The following is a 21,085-nucleotide window of genomic DNA, read 5'->3' as shown; positions in this document are numbered from 1 at the left end:
GATTGAATTTAAATGATCTGTCTTTTGGCATGACTAGCTTATATACTTTATTCTGTTAGGTGGAGAAAATGTGGATTCAATACCCCGGTGGATTGAAGATATTGAGATAATATATAAAGGTTTTGCAGAAACGATGATGGGTCCAAAAATATTAGTTATGTACCCAACTGTTAGGTGAAAATAAAGTATTAGTTTGGAGTCGTTGATTTAGCGCGGTTTTTTAATTGAAGAATCTTCAGCTTTTAAAAAACAAGTTTTAGATTGATCCATTAATAATAGCAGCGGCACTATAAGACTTGATAAATAAAGTCTTATAGTGCCGCTGTTGTCATTTAACTAACGTTCCCAGATAGTTTAATACACCCTAACAATCAAATATACGTTTGACTGAATAATATTGATGTGGTATGTTGATAATAATCAAACGAATATTTGATTATAGGGAGGTCCGGTATGAAAGATAATTGCGAAGTTTATTGTTATGATGAACCCAAAGTACGTAGAGTGCAGGATGCCATTCAGCAAGAGGATATTACGGGAATGGCCAAGATGTTTAAGGTATTGGCGGATGAGACCCGAATGAAAATTGCTTTTGCTTTATGTCAGGAGGACGAACTATGTGTCTGCGATGTTGCCAATATTATCGGCTCTTCATTGGCAACTGCATCACATCATCTTCGGTCACTGAAGCAACTTGGATTAGCTAAATATCGCAAGGAAGGAAAGTTGGCATTTTATTCCTTAGAAGATGAACACGTTCGTCTGCTTGTCCAACTGGCTTCAACCCACAGTAAGGAGCTGATATCATATGCAACAAACTGAAACTGATAACAACGAAAAGCAGGTTTATCGCGTACAGGGCTTTACTTGTACAAATTGCGCAGGCAAATTTGAAAATAACGTAAAAGCTCTACCCGGTGTGGCAGATGCGCAGGTTAACTTCGGAGCTTCAAAAATTACTGTTTTTGGGCAAACTACAGTTGACGATCTTGAAAAGGCTGGTGCATTCGAAAACTTAAAGGTTACACCCGAAAAGCAGCGGATTATCGAAAAAAGGGAACCTTTGTGGAAAGAGAATTGGAACGTAATCGTTTCGGTGTTGCTTATGGCCTCGGGATATCTTCTAAGTTCGGTTTATGGAGAAGAAGACCTTATCCCAGCATTGATGTTTGGCGCAGCCATTATTATCGGTGGCTATGAGTTATTTCTAAAAGGAATAAAGAATTTATTCAGGCTGCAATTTGATATGAACACGTTGATGACGGTCGCCATTATTGGAGCCGCTGCTATTGGAGAGTGGAGCGAGGGCGCTATCGTTGTTGTGTTGTTTGCGATCAGTGAGGCCTTAGAACGCTATTCTATGCATAAAGCTCGCCAGTCCATCCGCTCGCTTATGGACATTGCGCCTAAAGAAGCGCTTGTACGGCGCGGCTCCACTGAACTCATGGTGGATGTGGATGCTATTCAGGTGGGCGACATCATGATCGTAAAACCCGGACAGAAGCTAGCGATGGACGGCATGGTGGTAAAGGGAACGTCCACGATCAATCAGGCGGCTATCACGGGAGAATCGGTACCAGTCACAAAAACCATCGACGACGAAGTTTTTGCTGGTACGCTAAACGAAGAAGGACTACTTGAAGTTAAAGTAACGAAGCGAGTTGAAGACACGACAATCTCGAAAATCATTCATCTAGTTGAAGAAGCACAAGCTGAACGTGCACCTTCACAGGCGTTTGTTGACCGTTTTGCAAAGTACTATACGCCAGCAATCATGGCTATTGCCGTTGGTATTGCCGTCATTCCACCACTGTTTGGGGCGGACTGGGGCGACTGGATTTACCGAGGGCTATCTCTACTTGTGGTCGGCTGCCCTTGTGCACTGGTCATCTCAACACCAATTTCCATAGTGACGGCGATAGGGAATGCGGCTAAGAACGGTGTCCTCATCAAAGGCGGTATTCATCTCGAAGAGGCAGGACGAATCACAGCAGTTGCCTTTGATAAAACCGGTACGTTAACCAAAGGATTTCCTGAAGTTACGGACATTTCCGTTTTCGGTGGACGTAGTGAGCTTGAACTGCTTTCGATTGCTGCAGTTATTGAAAAAGGGTCGCAGCATCCTTTAGCGTCGTCTATTGTCCGCAAAGCGGAGCAAGTGGGTGCTGATCTTTCGCTTTCGGTGGACGATTTCCAGTCGATCACTGGTAAAGGGGTGAAAGCTTCGGTACGGGGTGAACTCTATTACATTGGAAGTCCAAATCTGTTCGAAGAGCTGCATTCCAACGTTTCGGATACGATGCGAGAGAATATCCTTGCACTACAAACCCAAGGTAAAACGGTCATGGTTCTGGGTACGAATCAAGATATTATCTCCCTAATCGCTGTGGCAGATGCGGTTCGCGATTCGAGCAAAGCCGTTATCGAGGAGCTCCATTCAATCGGGGTTCAAAAGACCATTATGCTTACAGGCGATAACCAAGCAACCGCTGATGCCATAGGTAAGCATGTTGGTGTTGCCGAAGTCAAAGCCGAGCTGCTTCCGCAAGATAAGCTTGAATATATCAAGCAGCTTAGGAAGAGTTATTCCAGCGTGGCAATGGTTGGAGATGGAGTAAATGATGCGCCTGCTCTTGCTGCCTCAACGGTCGGTATCGCTATGGGTGGCGCAGGTACCGATACGGCGTTAGAGACGGCTGACATAGCCTTAATGGCCGACGATTTACGCAAGCTGCCATATACGATTCGACTCAGCCAAAAAGCGCTGGCGATTATCAAGCAAAACGTCGCTTTTTCCTTAGGGATTAAACTGCTTGCGCTTGTGCTTATCGTTCCTGGGTGGTTGACTTTGTGGCTAGCCATCTTAGCTGATATGGGAGCAACATTACTTGTAACGCTCAATAGCCTACGGCTCCTGAAAATAAAGAATCAGAATGAGAATCGCTGATAAGGCGGTTCTTTTCATTCCCAAGATATGTTGTCGGTTTGAAGTATCCTGCCCGTTCGTTTAATCAGTCCTCACAACGCTTACCTGCCTTCAAAGCCACTCGAATAGGACAACCAGCATATCTGTTTTCCTTTACAATCGGACTGGAACACGCGCCTGCTAATCTTGAAACTCTTGAAATAGCAGGAAGGAGCTAGGCAAATAAACCATAGCTCCTTTTTTGTCTATTGGTATTTCACTGATTGCAGTACGAAATAGCAAGTTAATTAAAAAGTTGACAACCCTGTCTGTAGCAATGAGACTTGAAGACTTCGCAGATTTAAGGGACCCCGAGGGTGGCGTTAAAAATCAGGGTTTGTTAGTGCTCGGTACAACGTTAGATTTCCTTGTTTAAAAGCATCTCTTTCTTGTTGAAGTCTTTGGATTTCTTTACGGAGATTCTCGATGTATGCTTCCATCTCTTCAATTCCATCAAAGGACTGGCTGTAAAATATCAGTTTTAGTCATACAAGAGCTCCTTTACTTGTTTTGTTATCCCATCGTTTGCGAAATCTAAGGGATTCTCCTTCGAGGAGGGTGCGCGAATGGTTTATTTAGTGATCAATCGGTGCTGTTAACATACTAGAAACTGTACTCGTCTTCCAATTCCTTGATCTTTTTTTGTGAAAAGCTTTCCTCTGGTTTAGGAAAGTTTTTTTCTAAAGAATCAAGTTTTTCATAAAATTTCTTGTTTTCGTTGAAGTTGATGATATCAGAAGATATGCCCATTTCTTTGCGTAAATGGGGTTCTAAACTAGAGACTACGAGCTTGTTGTATAGGTTTTCGTAATGTGATTTCTGACTTTTTAAGTCTTGTATTTTTTTGTTTTGTTCTTCAAACGAATCTTTTATTTGTTCATATTTCTTCATTTGTTCCTTGTATTGTTGTTTCTCTTTATAAAGATCTTGTATCAACAACTCTAGTTCATGAAGAGCATTAACTAACTTGACATGACTCTCTACGTCATATCCGTGCCTGGTGAAAATGGCCTCAATACTGGGGAATAAAATCATATCATCCGTATTCGTTCCCATATCTCGAACCAGGGGTTTGTTTAACTCTCTGAGGTAATCGTCAATACGCCTCTTCCACGTCATGCGACCGATCCCGGTTTCTCGTTCTAATAAGGAAGGAGTTAATTCTTTACCTTTGTATTTTGCTTTGATTTCATCAGCTAAATCCATGAGCTGTTCATCTGTGAAATTAGACTTCCCTGCCATCATAATCACCTTCACTAATCTTTAAGTCTACTAATAATTTGTGGTCCATGTATTGCTGTAGTTGTCTTGAAGCGTTTGAGAAAGAGGTTTCGGTAATTGGGTTAGATAGCTTACTTAGGCTCTTACTTGTACTGATCATCAAATCGAGTGTTGTGTCGATCTTTTGTTTCAATTCTTTGGAGTAACTCTCTAACCAGGTTCCGGCTTGGCGTTCTTCATCTAGTCTTGGCTTGAAGATGAAATTAGTGAGACAAACACGGCAATCTTCTACGCAATCGTAAGGGAAGTTTTCACTCTTGCAGTATCCATACGTTACTTTGCGGTATTTTTCATTGAGTTCCTCATGTGAATACCTGATGAATCGCGCCGACTTATCTCGAAGTTTTTGTCTCCAACCAAATATACCGTTAGGGATATTTTCTCCCATTTTCTCACCCATGCCGGTACGCAATAAATTATATACATGCGATTGTGCAAATGTTTTTGCATGACTGTAATAATTATCCTGGGTTTTTAAGTCTAAATGACCAGCCATTCTTGCAATGGAAAGCATGTTATAACCTTGGAGGAACATATTGATAATCGCAAAATGTCTAGTGTGAGCAGGTATTATTTGCATGGAGGCGTACTCACTGTACATGCCTTCAACGACTTGTTTATAGAATCTTTTGAGTAAACCATGAAGTTGAGTGGATGTTACTCTATCTTGAAATGATTCAGATCCATCAGTAACTTTGCGCGGCCAACTTGGTTCATAAGAACGTTCGTGAAATTCCAAAGAACAAAGATAGGCTGATTCGATACCCAGTTGCTTTTGGCGAAGGATAAACTCTTGAATAAAGAAATAGATATCCTCAGTGATTTGAATGCTTTGGTAATGGACAGCTTCGCCCTCACCGTTTTTAATTCTTGGAACCTCAATATAATAGTTTCCGTTCTTGGTCTCTAAACAATTTGTTTTTAGTAAGGTGAATTCGGACGGTCGCAAAGGGATGATGTTTGTAACAACCCAGAAAATTTGGATGGGTTTAAACATCAAATGATCTTCTATGGGTGTTCTTCGAAAATAATCATTTACGATCCTGTCGAATTCGATAATATCATTTAGTTCAGGTAAATCTCTGTTTTTTGTGTCTATTCGAGAAATCGTGTAGCAGCGTTCTAAGAAGATATCTCTATTTTTTATAGGGTAGAAATTCAAATAGTTTATTATGTGGCGACTATATCGGTATGCTTGTCCAGGTGATGAAATCTCCAATTGAGATAAAAAAGAGTTGAGTTTATCGATTTTAAAGCCGTTTGTTTCAAGAATGATTGTTTTTAAACTTTCTAGAGTCATTTTTACAGTGCTCGATGCTTTTGACATGGCCAGTTGGCTAGCAATGAAACATTTGAGTGATATTTGTAATTCAGCGTAAACATCTAGTTCGAATCGTAAGGGGACAATCACATTTTTTATCTCGTCAAAAGTGTACCAGTGTCGATCACTAAAATCACCGTGTTCAATGATTCCTAGTGCTTTTAAACTATCAAAAATTTCTTTATACTTAGAGATTTCATCGGACTGGAACACCACATCTTCGATCAAAATAGTTTTTAATGTTCCGCTAGAATTGATCACTTGCTTTAACTCCATATATATTACACCTTCTTTGGTATTTCGAGATATTGTTTCACTTCATGCCACTCATTCGATATTGTTTCTAAGGAAATATATGCATTGACCTTCTCGCTACCGAATGCATTTACCGCTTCTCCAATAACAATATAAAGACGATACAAAAACATGGAGTCCCTCGATCGGAGAGCTTCAGAAACGTTGTTTCTAATGCTATCTGTTAGCCGTAAGAATTCAGAATGTGCTTCCTTGAGTAATTGATACTGAGGGATGAACTCAGGACAACCAATGCATGAGGAACGTTTAGTGAAGTGGCAATCAGGAAACGCGAAACATTGACCTAGACCGTCACGGCTTGGTTTTTCGCATTTGTAGATTTTTACGACCTCTTCTATTAATTCATCTCTTGACATTTTCATGAGTCGGAGTACCACAAATTCATTGCTTTTTTTATTTTGAAGTATGCCTTCCGCCCAATCTTCTAGTTCGCGCAAAGAAAATTCATCTCTTAATTCTTCGATCGAATCGGTTCTTTTTTCCATGCTTTGCTGAATGGATAAACTACTTTCAACGTGCGAAACCATTGTGTTATACAACCATCCAAAATGACCACGTCTGAATAAGTTGATAGATACGGTATCCATGGATCCGTCTTTATTTGAAAAGACTACATAAGGGATCACGGAGTTTCCATGCTGATGTGAACGCCCTTGCGATAGAAGCTTTTCCGCTTGATTACGGGTATCAATATCCCCGGCTTCACCTTTTTCGCTTACGTAAAAATAAACATATGTCATGGTGCTTTTACATAGTTTGTGAGAGCTGAATTTGGTTCGCTTTAATAATTCGTCTGTTGCGAAGTATTTCTTATGAACTGCTCTTCCTGAAGAACTAGTTTTTAATTTCTCAGGCGTGATTCCCTCAAAGAATGTGCCTAGCAGAAAGCTTTTCTGAAGCACGTTACTGCTTGGGACATCCCTGCTGTGTAATTCGCATATGACGGCAGCAGTTGCGATGGCTTCTTCCAATTCGGGAATCATTAAAAAAAGCAATTCGGCACCTGTTTTTCCTACATTCGCAAAATTCAACGATAAACGTAATTGATCTATTACAAGCTGGACCTGGTTTTGATTCAATTTTTCTGATTTGAACCATGAGTAATCAGGAATATTCAGTATGTCTATGTCGATACGCGGAATTTCGTAAAATAGATCCGTTGCTCTCCACATATCGGTTAGTAGCAAAGTCGAGAACAGCCACATATTAGCATACGTCCTCTGTTGAATGGCATGTTGAATATGGAGATCTACCTTTTTGGCATGAGTGTAAAACTGACCGTATATCGCAGGTGGATATATTTCATCCTCATTGGATTCGCTTATTGTGCTTTTCGTTCTGTTTCTTGTTATATAGACCTTGTGTGGGGTTGTGCGCTGCGTTCTACACGCATACTTGTAAAATCTCATGAAATCTTGTTTTACGTAATAAGGAATCTGTTCGTCATCTATCATAGCAACAAGGAAATCTTTGCTCAGTGTATGAATCAAACTTGGCAAATGGGTAATTGCTTTATCAAATGTATTACCCAACTCCCATTTTCTGTTCTGTAGACTCGTTTCTCGATCATTTAAATCATTCAGAATTTGAATGGTGAATTTGGAGAATAATTCCTTGTTCAAACGGAGTTCGATTGTGATAGGTTTATCTGATATCTCGTCGCTAAATTGTTTGATGAAACTGGCTTTATTAAACGGTTTTTGAACTTCATTTTCGTTTTTTGAATATTCAACTTGCAATTGATGAATTTCGTTCTTATCAAGGAAATATTTTCTTGTTTGTTTTACTTTATCGAGTTTAAAGTTCTTGAGAACGTCATCTTGAATGAGTTTATATACGTGGGTGCGAGATGTGCCTAATAATAATGCTGCATCAGGCACTGAATAATAATTTGCTTCCCGATCTGATACTTCTTGCAGTTGTTGTGGATCAACAAATGTTCTCTGTACCCCGTGTTTCGGGATAAATGTATTGATCACTTTGTCTTTTATTAGTGCTTGGATTAAGTTTTTATTAAGCCCTGTGTGTTTACAAGCTTCGTCTACGGGTAAGTATCCGGCGGGTGGTATTATCCAATTGATAATATCTATCACATCGTCCTTGTGTAGTAAATTTTGTTTGTTATTCTCGCTTTTTATTACCTTAGGATGAGTGTTCATTACGTTTCTAATAAACTCAGAGGTAGTCTTGAATCCGAGGGTTTGGATGTGCTCGTGTAGTTGCTGGTAAGTGATGAAATCTTTTTGTAGTTCGTCGAGTTTGGTGGAATCGACATAGACTCTCCAAAATCCATTAAGAAGACGAAAACATTTGTTTAATTTACCAGCTTCCGTTAATGAATTAATCTTACTCTCCGCGATGTTGTAGACTTTAAGAGCCTCAGTAGCCAGTATATAGCCTTCGGGGATTAATAGGTATTGTTCTACAAGCTCTTGTGCATGTTCTTTTGGAATCAAGATATTGGGATCCGTGATGACATGAGGGTGATTCTTCATCATGCTACATGCCGCTTTTTCTCCCACGATATAACCTTTTTCTTTGAAAAACTTACGTAATTGACCTGGCGTGAAATACATTATGTCCTCCTTTGGGAAGTTTGTTTATTGATTAAACTGGGCACATAATCTTCATGAGTTATTGAAATGTTTCTTTCAACTCGATCTCTTGCTCTTGTCGTCTTGGCCAAGTAGGGTAGACTTGACATTAGATTGGAATCGCCTCTTATAAAAGCAATTTCTGCGATGTTGTCGGTTTGTTCAGTAATCATGTTTGTAAATGTTCCTCTTCCGATATGAGTATTCCAATCTATGATTCGAAGATGATTAGCTACCAACTTTTCATCAGCATCTCCGTGCTTAAATAAGTGATCACAAAACTCCTGTTTAAGTTTTTTGAAATAATAACGATAGCTGGGTTCTGATAATGCTCTTCCTTGGGAGTTTACAAATAGGGCTCCCTTAGGGATGTAATCTGACAAGTTGTTTGACTCTTTGTATAGATCCAAATGTTGTCTATACAGGATATCTCCCCAATCTTTGATTTGAATAATAAGTTGTCTTCTTTGTTTCTTGGCATATCCTCCTCCAGAGCTTCCTTTCAAATCTGTCCTCATGTTCCTCGATTCGATGTTTAACAAGAAATCACCCTTATTAACGGTTCTGGCAAATTGAGTTCGTTTAATATTGACGACTTCGGAAACACGCAATCCTCCGAATAGCTGAAGATATAATCCTAACGTGATAGGATTTGTTTTAATGATGGCAACCTCCAAAAGCAATGGTAGGTATTTGATAGGGAAGCAGTGTTCTAACTTTCTAGCTTTTTCAGAGGGGTAAATCGGATCGAAAATAGATTCATAATAATACTCGCCGTTATGATGGTTTTTACGTTTGAATTCCTGCAGTAACTCTCCATCAACATTAGGAAGTAGTTCGTTATTATGCAACCATATATAGAAATAAGTAAGTGTTCTACCGATGCTTAATACTGTTTTCTTGTTGACGCTTATTTCCTTCTCAACAATTCCTTCCTCTGTCTGTACTTCTTGCTTTTTGAAACTTAAGTCGGATAGAAAGTCAGTGCCTATTTGTATGGTAAGGTCAGACAGTTTGGTAAGTTTTAATCTCTTCTTGTTCTTTATTAGGTAGTTTAAAAACTGAATGATATTGTTTACATGCTTCCGTTGTGTATTGTACTTTTTGGATCTCCATCTGCCGCCTTCCCCTAATATAAAAGCGGATAAACCGTGGATGGTATGAATGCCCTTTGAAACGTCTTTTAAACCAATTGCTGCAACTTGCTTTTCGATAATATTGCCATCGCGTCTGCGCATCCACTCTAACCACACAGGGACTAGCACAAAACGGATATTATCATTCTTTAATTGAATAATTTCTGCAATGTGAGATTTATCGTTCATCCAAATCCCCTCCATAACACTATCAATCTGTGCAATAATGAAATCTAATATTTCGAGATATCACAGAAGTTAAATGTTAACACAAAGAATAGTGTTGTGCATTAAAAAATCTGAACAAAACAAAAAAACCTTTGAACATAAAGGTTTGTGATCACGTTTTATATATGATGATGTGCAATATTATGATGTGCGATTTATTTTAGATAAACGTGCGTCGTAACGACGATCGTCTTGCCTTCTTCCTCTTTCAACCGCAGCAGCTCGTTCCAGATTGACACCCTGAGCGAGGGATCGATGCCGACCGTCGGCTCGTCGAGAATAAGCAGGCGCGGATTCTGAATCAAGGCGACGGCGAGCGACAGTCTCCGCTTCATGCCTCCCGAGTAGGCCGCCACTCTCTTGCCCAGCTCTCCGGACAGGTTAACGAGCTCGGACGCGTACGCGATTCGCTCTCTCTTCGCTTCCTTGCCCAGCTTGAACAAGGAGGCGAAGAACGTCAAATTTTCCTCTCCCGTCAACTCCGTGTAGAGAGCGTCGGACTGCGCCATGTAGCCGATATCCTGCAGCAGCTTCAGATTCGGCATTGCTTCGCCCAGCACGTTCACCTTGCCCGTATCCGCGCGTTCCATGCCGACCAGCATTTTGACCAGCGTCGTCTTGCCCGCTCCCGACGGCCCGATCAGGCCGTAAATCTGCCCTTGCCGCATCTGCAGCGTAACGTCTTGGAGCACCGTCTTCTTCCCGTAGCTCTTGCTGACCCGGTCGACCTGCACGGCTATGCCCATGGCCGCAACCTCCGTCTCTTGAAATAAAAGTGAGTATTTACTCACATTTTAGTTCAGGACAAGGCCGGATGTCAACCGGAGGTTGCGGCTAAGGCCGCACCTCCACCGTCGTTTTCTCGCCGAGCACTTCGATTCGCCACTTCCCGGGAGCGTCGAATTCAAGGCTGCCCGAATAATGGGTGACGGGCTCCATGCCCTGAATATATTCCTGCGCCCTGAGAAAAGTCAGCTTCCTCGCCTGTCCGGAAACGTCCGCTGGCTGAACGATCACATCGAGCGTCTCCGGCATATCGTGCCCTTGGACGATGAGCGACGTCTCCGTCGCGCCCGTCTCCGCATCATCCTTGGAGACAAGGAAGCTGGAAGATTCCGTATGAATGTATTCGTCCTTCACCCGGATGAAGATCGAACCGTACGGCTCCCCGTCCAGCTCGACGTCGATGCGCCATGCGCCTTTACTCGGAAACGGGTTGAAGCGCGTGACGGCATTCGCATCCGCGCCGTAAATCGGACCGTTCAGCCTCGTTTCGTTGAGCGCGAACTTCTTGCCGGTATCGAGGCTGACCGCTTTGGCAACAAGATACGCCCCGTTCAGCCTTTGCCGGTCCCCCCATAAGTACCAGAACACTTTGGACACCGTCGTTCCCGAATTCGCGACGAAGCCTCCCGGATATTCGCTAAAAGCGATTTTCCCTTCGATTCCTCTCAGCCGGTCCGGATAGACGACTTTCCCATCCTTGTCCAGCAGATCGAACAGCGGGCTGATTTCCGCGGCGTGGCCTGCGGGACGGGAACCGAACAAAGCCGCGCCCCATCTGCCTCCGTCCGCCCGTTCGATGATTCCCGATAACGACGCGACGACAATCAACGCGGCAGCGGCGACAATGGCGAGCAGCGACAGCCGCAGCGCTCCCCTGCCCCTGCCCCTGACCCTGACCTCCCTTCCCGAAGATGCTCCCGCCTGTCTTAAAGTCCGCAAAATTTCCTGCTCGGCGGTCGGATCAAGCGGCTTGGCGGGCAGCTCCTTCAGCAGCTCGATCCAACTATCCCCGTTCGGTTGTTTGCGCATAATCCGCGCCTCCTTCCAGCGCTTCGTGAATGCTTCTCGCTTGGCGAATCGCCCGATGCAGCGTTACATCGACCCGGGCGGAAGTCCATCCGAGCACCTCCGCCGTCTCGGCCGACGACAGCTGCTGCATGACGCGCAGAAGCAGCACGTCTCTGTACGATCTCTTCAGCTTCATGACCGCGCGGTATACGTCCGCAACGTCCTGGCGATGAATCGCCATCTCCTCGGGCGTCGCCGCGGAAGCTTCGCGTTCGCCAAACAGCCGCGACGGCAGCAGCAAGCTTCGCCGCCTCTTCCTCTCCGCGTCGATCGCGACCCTCCGCGCGATCGAGAACAGCCATGTTTTCGGGCTCGCCCGCCCTTGGAAATCCCGGCTTCCTTGCAGCGCCTTGACGAAGACGTCCTGCACCAGATCCTCGACCTGATTCCTCCCGGTGTAATACGCGAGAAAGCGATGAACATCCGAGCCGTAGGCCAGAAACCATTGCTCGATTGCGGAATTGTCGACGACGGTCCCCTCCCCTCTTGTTTGCGCTTTACTCCTATATTAGACGCGCGAGGCGCGATTTCCTTACAGATATAAATGGAACTGTCCCATAAGCAGAGACGTACATACAAGATTATCGATAAAAGAGAAGGGCATCTATCTCCTGGAGACTGCCTCATACGATCCTGAAATGACCCTGTTACGGGTCTATCCATTCCAAATTTCAGGGTCGTACAGCATCGGAAGGAGATAGATGCCCATTGCCTTGCATCCATCGATAATCGTTCGGTACGGCTCTATTAACTTATGAGACAGCCCCAGTGCTAGGGCGTGTATGCATACACGCCCTAGGATGACAATTCAATCAGTTGATGAAAATCGCGTTCCCGGAACAACGCCTCGAAGGCGTCGACGACTTGCGGATCGAAGTGGGCTCCCCGCTGGCGGGCAATCTCCTCCATCGTCTCCTCCGGCGTCCATGCCCTCTTGTACGGGCGCTCGTGCGTAAGCGCGTCGTAGAAGTCGGCCAGAGCGACGATTCTCGCTTCGATCGGGATTTCCTCTCCGGCCAAGCCTTGGGGATACCCCGAGCCGTCCCATTTCTCGTGGTGGGACAGCGCGATAACGCGAGCCAGCTGCAAAATATTGAAATAGCTGCCTTCGAGAATGTCGGCGCCGATCGTCGTGTGGGTTTTCATCCGCTCGAATTCTTGAGGCTCGAAGCGGCCGGGCTTAAGCAAAATTTCGTCCGGGATGCCGATCTTGCCGATATCGTGCAGCGGAGCCGCCTTGCGGATCAGGTCGACGTCCTTCTCCGGCAAGCCGAGCCGCTCGGCGATCAAGGCCGACAGCTCGCCGACTCTCTGCGTATGCTGCCCGGTCATGTCGTCGCGGTACTCCGCCGCCCGGCCGAGCAGCAGCATCATCTCCAGCTTGGCCTGGCTGAGCTCCATCGTCCGTTCCTGGACTTTGTCCTCCAGCGTCCGGTTGTGGTGCTGCAATTGCAAGTGCAGCTCCCTCGTCTTAAGCAGGTTGCGGATACGCAGTACGACCTCCGTCCGATCGTACGGCTTGGCCAGGAAATCGTTGACTCCGGCCTGAAGCCCCTGCTGCTTCACTTCCGCCGTCGTGTCCGCGGTCAGCATGAGAACCGGCAAGTAATTCTCTTGCCCGACCTGCTCGCGTATCCTCTTCAGCACCTCCAAACCGTCTATGCCGGGCATGTGCAAGTCGAGAAGGACGATGTCGGGCTCGACTTCGGCGACCATGCGCTGCACCTCGTGCGGATCGAGCGTGCTGTGAATGCGGCGGAATCCCGCGCGGGTCAAAATGCGCTCCAATAGGCTTACGTTGTATTCCTGATCGTCGACGATCAATATTTTCGCGTCTATGCTGGCGTCCATCGGCGCACGCACTCCATTCTATTCTGTCTTGAGCAGGGCCGCTTCGATCTTGCCGAGCAGCCGCGGGAGATCGACCGGCTTCGTATCGAAGTCGTCGCATCCGGCCTCGTAGGCTTTCTTCTCGTCGCCGGACATGGCATGGGCCGTCAGCGCGATCACCGGAACGGAACGCGTTCGGGGATCGCTCTTCAGCATCCGCGTCGCCTCCCAGCCATCCAGGACCGGCAGGCTCATATCCATGAGCACGAGGTCGGGAAGCGCCGAGGACGCAAGCTCGACTCCTTCGCGCCCGTCTTCGGCCGTCAAGACGCGGTACCCTTTGCGAACGAGCCTTCTGGATAACATGTCGCGGTTCAATTCGTTGTCCTCCACCAGAAGAATCGTGTGCATTAGCTCACCTCCCGTTTCTCGTTCATGTATCGGCGAACTTCCGCCAGCAGCTGCTTGGGCTCGAACGAGCCTTTTTGCAGCACTCCTTTGACATAGCCGTTAAGCCGCAAGCTCTCTTCCGCCGCCATCGACTTGGCCGTCACGACGACGACCGGGATGGAGCTCCATTCTTCCCTCTTCCTCAGCTCCGCCAGAAACTGATAGCCGTCCATCTCCGGCATCATCAGATCCAGCAAAATCAATCCCGGCTTCTCGAACGCCAGCTTCTCCAGCGCAAGTCTGCCGTTGCCCGCCGTCGCGACGGAGTAGCCGTCCTTGCCGAGCAGCTTGACCATCATCTCGCTCGTCGTGACGTCGTCTTCGACGACGAGCACGGTACGCTCCTCCGTATCCGGCAAGTACTTGTCGATGACCGCGACGAGCTGTTCCCGCTCCAGGGGCTTCGTCAGAAACTCGGAAGCGCCGAGCGAGTAGCCGAGCGGCTTGTCGTCCGTCATCGAGAGGATAACGACGGGAATGTCCCGCAGTTCGGGATCGCTCTTCAATTCCGACAGCACGCTCCACCCGTCCATGCTCGGCATCAGAATATCCAGGCAGATCAGCTTCGGCTTCAGCTGCCTCGTCATCAGCAGTCCTTCCGCCCCGTTCTCCGCGAACGCCAGCGTCCAGCCTTCGTCGGCCAAATAATTGCGCATCAGCTGCCGGTTGACCGGTTCGTCGTCGATCAGCAAGATGCTGACTTTCTCGCCTGCGGCGAATTCGGAACCGAGCTGCGAAGTCGGCGGCTTCTCCGCTTGCGGCCCCGTCCCTTGAACCTCTCCGACCTGCCCAAGCGGGAGCCAGCAAGTGAATGAGCTGCCTTCTCCGGTCCGGCTCTCCACCGAGATGTCTCCGCCCAGCAGTTCGCAGAAGCGCTGCGTAATTGTCAGCCCGAGTCCCGTCCCCCCGTATTTGCGCGTCGTGGAGGAATCCGCCTGGGTGAACGGCTGGAACAGCTTGCCGATCTGCTCGTCCGTCATCCCGATGCCGGAGTCCGCCACGCGAATCGAATAGCCGCTCGTCCCCTTTTTCTCCATTAGACGTCCTTCGATTCGAATCGCGCCGTCGCGGGTGAACTTGGCGGCGTTGCTGAGCAGATTAAGCATAATTTGCCTCAGCTTCGTGACGTCCGTCGTCATGACGGCGTCTTCCCACTTCGTCTCGAGCCGGTTGCCGTTGCTCTCGATCAGCGGCTTGACCGTGGACATCACTTCTTGGAGGACGCTTCCGAGGTCGCACGTTTCCAGATAGACGTCCATTTTCCCGGCCTCGATCTTGGAGATGTCGAGAATGTCGTTGATCAGCGCCAGCAGATGCTTGCCCGACTTGCTGATCTTCTCCAGATCGGCGGCGAAAGCCGGCTCGCCGAGCTCTTCCGCTTCTTCGACGAGCATCTCGCTGTAACCGATTATGGCGTTCAGCGGCGTTCTGAGCTCATGGCTCATATTGGCCAGAAACTGGCTCTTGATCCGGTTCGCCTGGATCGCTTCGTCGTGCGCCTTCTCCAGCTGAGCCGTACGCTCGCGGACGAGCTCCTCCAAATGGTCGTTCAACCGCTGAAGCTCCTGATTTTTCAGATAGATTTCCCGCGACTTCAATTCGATCTCCGAATCTTTGCGCGAGAATCGCTTCGACACGAAGATCCCGAGCAGCGAAAGGCCGAGGGTAAACAAGGTGCCGCCCGATATAAAATAAGCGAGCCACTTCTGATCGAGCAGCATGCCGGAGGCGATCTCCGAACGGGTGCCGATATGGAAGCTCGCGGCGAACATGCCCGTATAATGCATGCCGACGATCGCTCCGCCCATAATGAGGCCGCTGCCCAGCTTCTTCCACACTTCTCCCTTGCCGCTCTCCTTGCGAAAATAAAACGCGAGCCACAGCGCGGCGATCGACGCGACGACGGCGATCAATATCGATAGCGCGAACATGAGCGGATCGTACGTAATGTCGATCAGCATGGCCGCCATCCCGATATAGTGCATCGCCGAGATGCCGACGGCCAGCAGCAGCCCTCCGCCGAGCAGGTTCCCCTTCGTCGGCTGATTCTTGCCGACGACCGATAAAGCGACGTACGAGGCGATAATGGCCACGAAGACGGAGACGAGGACCAGCGTAAGATCGTAGGCTACGGGGACGTCCAGCTTAAAAGCCATCATCCCGACGAAATGCATCGACCAGATGCCCATGCCCATCCCGGCCGCGCCGAACACCAGCCACATGGCCCGGCTGAAGCCCGACGACTCGCTGACGCGCCCCGCCAAATCCAATACCGTATAGGATGCGACGACCGCAACGATGTAAGAGAAAACGACGAGAGCGGTGTCGTAGGAACCGTGAACGTGCTGCATGAATCAACCTGCCTTTGACTGGAAGTAGTATAAGTACAGAACGGCGGCCCGGGAGCTCGACGCTCTATGTATCTCTCATCGGTAAAGCTCGAGGCAGATTGAAGACCCGCCGGCGACAAATACGAGAAGGCTTACAGATTTTCGCTCGCCAAATAAGACCTTTCACCGATTTCGAGCCTATTCGGCTCGGCGGCTTTGTCGAATCGGTTCGACCTCTCGGAAGTCAATAGGCATAATAACCCAATCTATTCTATTATGCAAATCTGAAAGATTTCTGTACAGCGGTCGACCGGGACAAAAAAAGGGGAATGTATCTGCCGGAAAGCGAAGCCAGCGCCTGCCGCGCTTCGGAGATACATTCCCGTTTCATCGATGATTGTTCGGTTGCACTTTAACATCCAATGCGAAGCTCCGTGGGCCGGGCGGTTTGCTCACAGCCTCTAACTTTTCGCCTTGTCGATCTCGATGACCGCCGGTTTGTCCGCAAGCTCGTCGTCCACGATTCCTTTCGTGGAGTTTCTGAACTCGCGCAGCGTATCGCCGAAAGCTCTTCCGAGCTGCGGAAGCTTGGCTGGCCCGAACACGATCAGGGCGATGACCAGAATGATGATCAAGCCCGACACTCCGATATTGTTGAACATGGCTACACCTCCCTCCTGCGCGCTATGGACGCCGGGATCTTCCCTCCAATGTCACGCCTGACCGAGAGGGATAAGCGCCTTTCTCCGATAGTAGCGGACGGCGATCAAGGAGCTGATCTCGAACAGAGCGATCAGCGGAATCGTCACCGACAGATGCGAGGCGAAGTCCGGCGGCGAGATCAGCGACCCGAGGACGGCCAGTCCGACGTAAGCGTACTTGCGGGCCGGCTTGAGCTTATCCGGCGTCAGCAGGCCGATCCGCGTCAGGAACATCATCGCCAGCGGCATCTCGAACGCGATGCCCATCGGCAGCAGGAAGCTGACGAGGAAGCTGACGTAATGGTGGATGCCGTACACTTCCGCCGCGCCGATGCTTTGGTTCAGCTTCATCATAAAGCGGATCATCATCGGAACGGCGACGGTATATCCGAAGCCGGCGCCCGTCACGAACAGCGCGAACGATACCGGAACGTAGACGAGCGTGCCCTTCGCTTCCGCGTCGGTCATCCCGGGGCGGGCGAACGCCCATAGATGGTAGAGCAGCACCGGGAGCGTCAGCACGAAGCCGACGAGCAGCGCGCATTTCATGTACACGACCAAGCCGTCCGTAAGCGAAAATACGCTCCAATCCACCTCGACGGAACCGACATGGGTTTTCACGCAGCCGAGCACGCGGGGAGAGACGTACAGCCCAAAGCACAGCGAGGCGACGAACCAGGCCGCGACGTAGATGAGCCGCCTGCGCAGCTCCGTCAGATGGGCCACCCACTCGGATTCGGCGCCTCCCTTCTCCTCCCGGCTCCGATCGGCGTTCATACGAGAGAACCTCCCTTGCCGATATATTTCTCGATGCCCTCCGCCGTTCTGTAGGCAAGCGCGCCTACGGTCGCGGTCGGATTGTAGCCGCCGTTATGCGGGAAGTTGGACGCGCCGCAGATGAACACGTTCTCCGCGTCCCACATCTGCAAATAGTTGTTGACGACGGTCGTGTCCGGATCGTCGCCCATGATCGTCCCCCCGGTATTGTGCGTCGATTGGTACGGCACGATGTTGTACTGCTTGATCGTATCGTTCATCGTCGTCTTCGCAGCGCCCATCCCCTCGGCGATTTCCTTCGTCCTCTGCGCGATGAACTTGACGAGCTCGCGGTCCTGCTCGAGAAAATCGAACGTCAGCCGGATGAGAGGCAAGCCGAGAGAGTCCCTGTACTCCGGGTCGAGGTCCAAATAGTGGTACCGGTAAGGCATGCTGGCCCCTTGGCCGGAAACGCCGAGAATACGGTTGGCGTTATGGATCGTCTCCTGCTTGAACGCCTGGCCCCATCTGGGCGTGTCGGCCGAAGCGGGCTGATATTGGATCGGGCGCAGCCCGGTCTGCGTAAACCGGATGTTCGCTCCGTGGATAAACTTCAAGTCGCTGTGATCGAAGTTGTCCCCGTTAAAATCGTCAAGGCTGCTGCCCAGCGCTCCGGCGCCCATCGCCAGATTGAATTCCCGGTCCTCGTAGTAGACGGAGGTGCTGGCCCCGTTCACCTGATAGGCGTAATTGCGGCCGACAGAGCCCTCCTCCGTCTTCGGATCGTAAGGCTTGCCGAGCTTGGACAGCAGCAGCAGGCGGACGTTGGTGAACACGTATCCGGCCAGCACGACGACGTCGGCCGGCTGCACGGACTCCTGGCCCGTCAGCGTATTGACGTATTTTACGCCCGTCGCCTTCTTGCCGTCGTGCAAAATTTCCGTCACGTTCGAATGCGTCCGCAGCTCGAACTTGCCGCTCTTCTGCGCGACCGGGAGCACGGTGACGACGGGGTCCGCCTTCGAGCCGTATTCGCAGCCGAACCGTTCGCAGAAGCCGCAATATTGGCAGGCCGCCCGCTCGATGCCGTCGGGATTGGCGTAATCCTGGGACAGGTTGGCCGACGGGATGATGTACGGGTGGTAGCCAAGCTTGGTCGCCGCGTCCGTAAACAGTTTCATCGCCGGCGTCGTCTTCATCGGAGGAGTCGCGAACGGCTTGGACATGTGTCCCACGTGATCGGGAAGCTCGGGCGGGCCCGAAATGCCGGACATCTGCTCGTATTTCACGAAATACGGCTCGAGCTCGTCGTAGGTGATTCCCCAATCGCGAATCGTCATGTCCTTCGGAATCTTGTTTTTCCCGTAGCGCTCCACCGTCTTCGTGTAAATTTCGAAGTCGTACGGCAGGAAGCGATAATACTGTCCGTTCCAGTGCACGCCCGCCCCGCCAAGCCCGTCCCCCATCAGGAACGAACCGTAGGAACGCATCGGCAGCGCCCGCATTTTCTCCGTGTTGCGGAAGGTGACCGTCTCCTTGGACAAATCCTGCATCAGCTCGTATCGGGAAGCGTAGCGCAGCTCGTCGTGAACGTGGTAATAATCCTGCGTGCTGCGGCTCTTGCCCCGTTCCAGGCCGACCACGTTGATTCCCGCCTTGGTCAGCTCCGCCGCGATGATGCCGCCCACCCAGCCCATGCCGACGATGACGACGGGAACTTTAGGAAGCTTGTTCGCCATCATGTATTCTCCCTTAGCCCATTTGCAGATGATCGTGCAGGCTGAGCGGTTCCATTTTAATAAACTCTTCCTTCTCGATCTCGTTCGTATAGCTCATCTGGTTGCCTGGGTAATTGCGCATCCTCCAGCCGCCCATGTTGCGGTTGCCGCCGTACAGCGGGTCCGCGTACACGCCTTCGATCGCCAGATTGCGGAACATGGCGAAAAAGGCCGAAGCCGGGACATCCTTCAGGTCGACCTCGTCCTTCTCGAAAGCCGTCAGCACCGCGTCCTGCTCCTCCGGCGTCAGCTTGGGGAATTTCTTGGCGTGCTTCTGCTGGCTGTACTCGTTAAGGGCGTCCAGGCCGAGCGCCAGCAACTCCCGCCGCTTGAACGTGAGCTGGTACCCCTGGGAAGCTTCGGCTTTGTAAAAAGGAGGTGACATGTACTCCCGTGCGTTAAAGCCGTAAGCGCCAGCCATCTGATGGTCGATAAAAAAGGCGACGCCCAGCGCCTTCGCTCCGGGACCGTTGTTGTCCTGCGGATAAATCCGCTCGGCCGCCGCTTCCGCTGTCTGGAACTGCTCCTGCGAGAAAAACATCAGCGCCTGATTGTAATCCTGATCCCGCTGCACGGCGGGCGATTCCGTCGATTCCGGCGGAGCGGCCTCGTTCTTCCCGGCTTTGTTCAGGTTCCTGCCGACAAGGCCGCCGATGACGCCCCCGACGACCGCTCCGCCGATCGCCGCCCCCGAATATTTGAGAAACCGTCTGCGCGACTCGTCCTTCGGCTGCCGGGATTGCTGCTTGGTCAATGGAATCTCCCTCTCTCTCGAGACTGGCCGACTAGGGTATACGCGAATTATTCCCTGCATCAGGAAAATCATCCATAAAAAAAAGCCCCCCTGCCGTCATCTTCCGATGACGCCGGGAGGGCCCGACCAAGCGTTCCGTCAGCCGATATGAAACCGATAACCAACCCATTCATGATAGCGGTACGGCACGAATTGAACTTGATATTCCGATCCGGAGCGCTCGAAGTGCTCCTTGACGACTTTGTCCACGATCACCTGTCCGTCCGTCATGTTGGCGTATTCGACCGCGCTCGTCATCGCTTCGCCGTAATACAGGCTGTTCGCCGGGAGAGACAGCCCCGTATGGAAGCTGTATACGCGCCCCATGCTGACGCCGACGCCGCCGCGGAAGCGAAACGGAATGCCTTCCTCCGCAAGGGACGGATTGATGACGGCGTCGATCGCCTGCACGATCTGCACGCCGCACAGACAGCTCCGTCCGACCGCATCTGCCTCCGACATCGGAAAGATAGCCGTATACGACTGGTGGCTCGCTTCGATCAGCTGGCCTCCCCAGCCGGAGACGATCTGCGCGATGACGGTTACGAACCGCCTGACGCCGATCTGCGCCCGGCTCAAGTCGCGATCCCCGCCTTCCTGCCCGTCGGCTTCGACGGTCAAGTGAAGGACGGCGTACTGTTCCTCGGACGGAACGAACGCCTCCGTCTCCTCCTTGCGCTGCACGAGCTGCCTCGTTCGCTCCATCAAGCTTTCGTAAGTCGTTCTGACGGATTCCGCCTGCTGCATCGTTAA

At 49.8% G+C, this 21,085-nt stretch carries 16 protein-coding genes and 1 pseudogene; 2 read left to right on the top strand and 15 right to left on the bottom strand.

Annotated features, from left to right (window positions below):
• Nucleotides 1-453: 453 nt before the first annotated feature.
• Entirely contained in the window at nt 454-822 is a 369-nt protein-coding gene (locus B0G52_RS10685; RefSeq protein ID WP_094043947.1) for an ArsR/SmtB family transcription factor, read from the top strand.
• Complete coding sequence (locus B0G52_RS10680; RefSeq protein WP_094043946.1) at nt 809-2,947, top strand: heavy metal translocating P-type ATPase; 2,139 nt, start codon at nt 809-811, stop codon at nt 2,945-2,947. The genes B0G52_RS10685 and B0G52_RS10680 overlap by 14 nt, the downstream gene beginning before the upstream one ends.
• Before the next feature lie 621 nt (nt 2,948-3,568).
• Here the strand turns inward: B0G52_RS10680 and B0G52_RS10675 are convergent.
• The 15 genes and pseudogenes from B0G52_RS10675 to B0G52_RS10605 form a co-directional block, all read right to left on the bottom strand.
• On the bottom strand, nt 3,569-4,207 hold the full coding sequence (locus B0G52_RS10675) for a hypothetical protein (protein WP_094043945.1): 639 nt from the start codon (nt 4,205-4,207) through the stop codon (nt 3,569-3,571).
• The gene (locus tag B0G52_RS10670) at nt 4,191-5,843 is read right to left on the bottom strand and encodes a site-specific integrase (protein WP_094043944.1); all 1,653 of its coding nucleotides are present in this window, start codon (nt 5,841-5,843) and stop codon (nt 4,191-4,193) included. Before B0G52_RS10670 ends, B0G52_RS10675 begins: the two co-directional genes overlap by 17 nt.
• A 5-nt stretch (nt 5,844-5,848) precedes the next feature.
• Entirely contained in the window at nt 5,849-8,458 is a 2,610-nt protein-coding gene (locus B0G52_RS10665) for a helix-turn-helix domain-containing protein (RefSeq protein ID WP_094043943.1), read from the bottom strand.
• Nucleotides 8,458-9,801, bottom strand: coding sequence for a hypothetical protein (locus B0G52_RS10660; RefSeq protein WP_233162549.1), 1,344 nt, complete (start codon nt 9,799-9,801; stop codon nt 8,458-8,460). The genes B0G52_RS10665 and B0G52_RS10660 overlap by 1 nt, the downstream gene beginning before the upstream one ends.
• Before the next feature lie 206 nt (nt 9,802-10,007).
• Nucleotides 10,008-10,586, bottom strand: a pseudogene (locus tag B0G52_RS10655) (ABC transporter ATP-binding protein); the annotation flags it as partial.
• Between the two features lie 88 nt (nt 10,587-10,674).
• Nucleotides 10,675-11,655 carry a hypothetical protein gene (locus tag B0G52_RS10650; protein WP_094043941.1) on the bottom strand — a complete coding sequence of 327 codons (981 nt, stop codon included), beginning with the start codon at nt 11,653-11,655 and terminating at the stop codon, nt 10,675-10,677.
• Nucleotides 11,630-12,148: an RNA polymerase sigma factor gene (locus tag B0G52_RS10645; protein ID WP_094043939.1), complete on the bottom strand. Its 519-nt coding sequence runs from the start codon at nt 12,146-12,148 to the stop codon at nt 11,630-11,632. Before B0G52_RS10645 ends, B0G52_RS10650 begins: the two co-directional genes overlap by 26 nt.
• Before the next feature lie 341 nt (nt 12,149-12,489).
• Complete coding sequence (locus B0G52_RS10640) at nt 12,490-13,545, bottom strand: HD-GYP domain-containing protein (RefSeq protein ID WP_094043937.1); 1,056 nt, start codon at nt 13,543-13,545, stop codon at nt 12,490-12,492.
• Between the two features lie 18 nt (nt 13,546-13,563).
• Entirely contained in the window at nt 13,564-13,935 is a 372-nt protein-coding gene (locus B0G52_RS10635) for a response regulator (protein ID WP_094043935.1), read from the bottom strand.
• Complete coding sequence (locus B0G52_RS10630) at nt 13,935-16,325, bottom strand: response regulator (protein WP_094043933.1); 2,391 nt, start codon at nt 16,323-16,325, stop codon at nt 13,935-13,937. The genes B0G52_RS10635 and B0G52_RS10630 overlap by 1 nt, the downstream gene beginning before the upstream one ends.
• Before the next feature lie 440 nt (nt 16,326-16,765).
• On the bottom strand, nt 16,766-16,966 hold the full coding sequence (tatA, locus tag B0G52_RS10625; protein WP_094043931.1) for a twin-arginine translocase TatA/TatE family subunit: 201 nt from the start codon (nt 16,964-16,966) through the stop codon (nt 16,766-16,768).
• Nucleotides 16,967-17,017: 51 nt separating this feature from the next.
• Complete coding sequence (tatC, locus tag B0G52_RS10620) at nt 17,018-17,782, bottom strand: twin-arginine translocase subunit TatC (RefSeq protein ID WP_094043929.1); 765 nt, start codon at nt 17,780-17,782, stop codon at nt 17,018-17,020.
• Nucleotides 17,779-19,500, bottom strand: coding sequence for a GMC family oxidoreductase (locus B0G52_RS10615; protein WP_094043927.1), 1,722 nt, complete (start codon nt 19,498-19,500; stop codon nt 17,779-17,781). The genes tatC and B0G52_RS10615 overlap by 4 nt, the downstream gene beginning before the upstream one ends.
• Before the next feature lie 13 nt (nt 19,501-19,513).
• A complete protein-coding gene (locus tag B0G52_RS10610) occupies nt 19,514-20,293 on the bottom strand; it encodes a gluconate 2-dehydrogenase subunit 3 family protein (protein ID WP_369827037.1) in 780 nt (259 codons plus the stop codon).
• Between the two features lie 138 nt (nt 20,294-20,431).
• Complete coding sequence (locus B0G52_RS10605) at nt 20,432-21,079, bottom strand: nucleotidyl cyclase domain-containing protein (RefSeq protein ID WP_094043925.1); 648 nt, start codon at nt 21,077-21,079, stop codon at nt 20,432-20,434.
• Nucleotides 21,080-21,085: the final 6 nt, after the last annotated feature.

This window comes from Cohnella sp. SGD-V74, assembly GCF_003001675.1.
Taxonomy (GTDB): Bacteria; Bacillota; Bacilli; order Paenibacillales; family Paenibacillaceae; genus Cohnella.
This window is presented reverse-complemented; position numbering and strand designations above follow the sequence as displayed.

Excerpts from the sequence above, each read along its gene's own strand:
- B0G52_RS10685 (WP_094043947.1), top strand. The coding sequence starts at position 454 with ATGAAAGATAATTGCGAAGTTTATTGTTATGATGAACCCAAAGTACGT.
- B0G52_RS10680 (WP_094043946.1), top strand. The coding sequence starts at position 809 with ATGCAACAAACTGAAACTGATAACAACGAAAAGCAGGTTTATCGCGTA.
- B0G52_RS10675 (WP_094043945.1), bottom strand. The coding sequence starts at position 4,207 with ATGGCAGGGAAGTCTAATTTCACAGATGAACAGCTCATGGATTTAGCT.
- B0G52_RS10670 (WP_094043944.1), bottom strand. The coding sequence starts at position 5,843 with ATGGAGTTAAAGCAAGTGATCAATTCTAGCGGAACATTAAAAACTATT.
- B0G52_RS10665 (WP_094043943.1), bottom strand. The coding sequence starts at position 8,458 with ATGTATTTCACGCCAGGTCAATTACGTAAGTTTTTCAAAGAAAAAGGT.
- B0G52_RS10660 (WP_233162549.1), bottom strand. The coding sequence starts at position 9,801 with ATGAACGATAAATCTCACATTGCAGAAATTATTCAATTAAAGAATGAT.
- B0G52_RS10650 (WP_094043941.1), bottom strand. The coding sequence starts at position 11,655 with ATGCGCAAACAACCGAACGGGGATAGTTGGATCGAGCTGCTGAAGGAG.
- B0G52_RS10640 (WP_094043937.1), bottom strand. The coding sequence starts at position 13,545 with ATGGACGCCAGCATAGACGCGAAAATATTGATCGTCGACGATCAGGAA.
- B0G52_RS10635 (WP_094043935.1), bottom strand. The coding sequence starts at position 13,935 with ATGCACACGATTCTTCTGGTGGAGGACAACGAATTGAACCGCGACATG.
- B0G52_RS10630 (WP_094043933.1), bottom strand. The coding sequence starts at position 16,325 with ATGCAGCACGTTCACGGTTCCTACGACACCGCTCTCGTCGTTTTCTCT.
- tatA (WP_094043931.1), bottom strand. The coding sequence starts at position 16,966 with ATGTTCAACAATATCGGAGTGTCGGGCTTGATCATCATTCTGGTCATC.
- tatC (WP_094043929.1), bottom strand. The coding sequence starts at position 17,782 with ATGAACGCCGATCGGAGCCGGGAGGAGAAGGGAGGCGCCGAATCCGAG.
- B0G52_RS10615 (WP_094043927.1), bottom strand. The coding sequence starts at position 19,500 with ATGGCGAACAAGCTTCCTAAAGTTCCCGTCGTCATCGTCGGCATGGGC.
- B0G52_RS10605 (WP_094043925.1), bottom strand. The coding sequence starts at position 21,079 with ATGCAGCAGGCGGAATCCGTCAGAACGACTTACGAAAGCTTGATGGAG.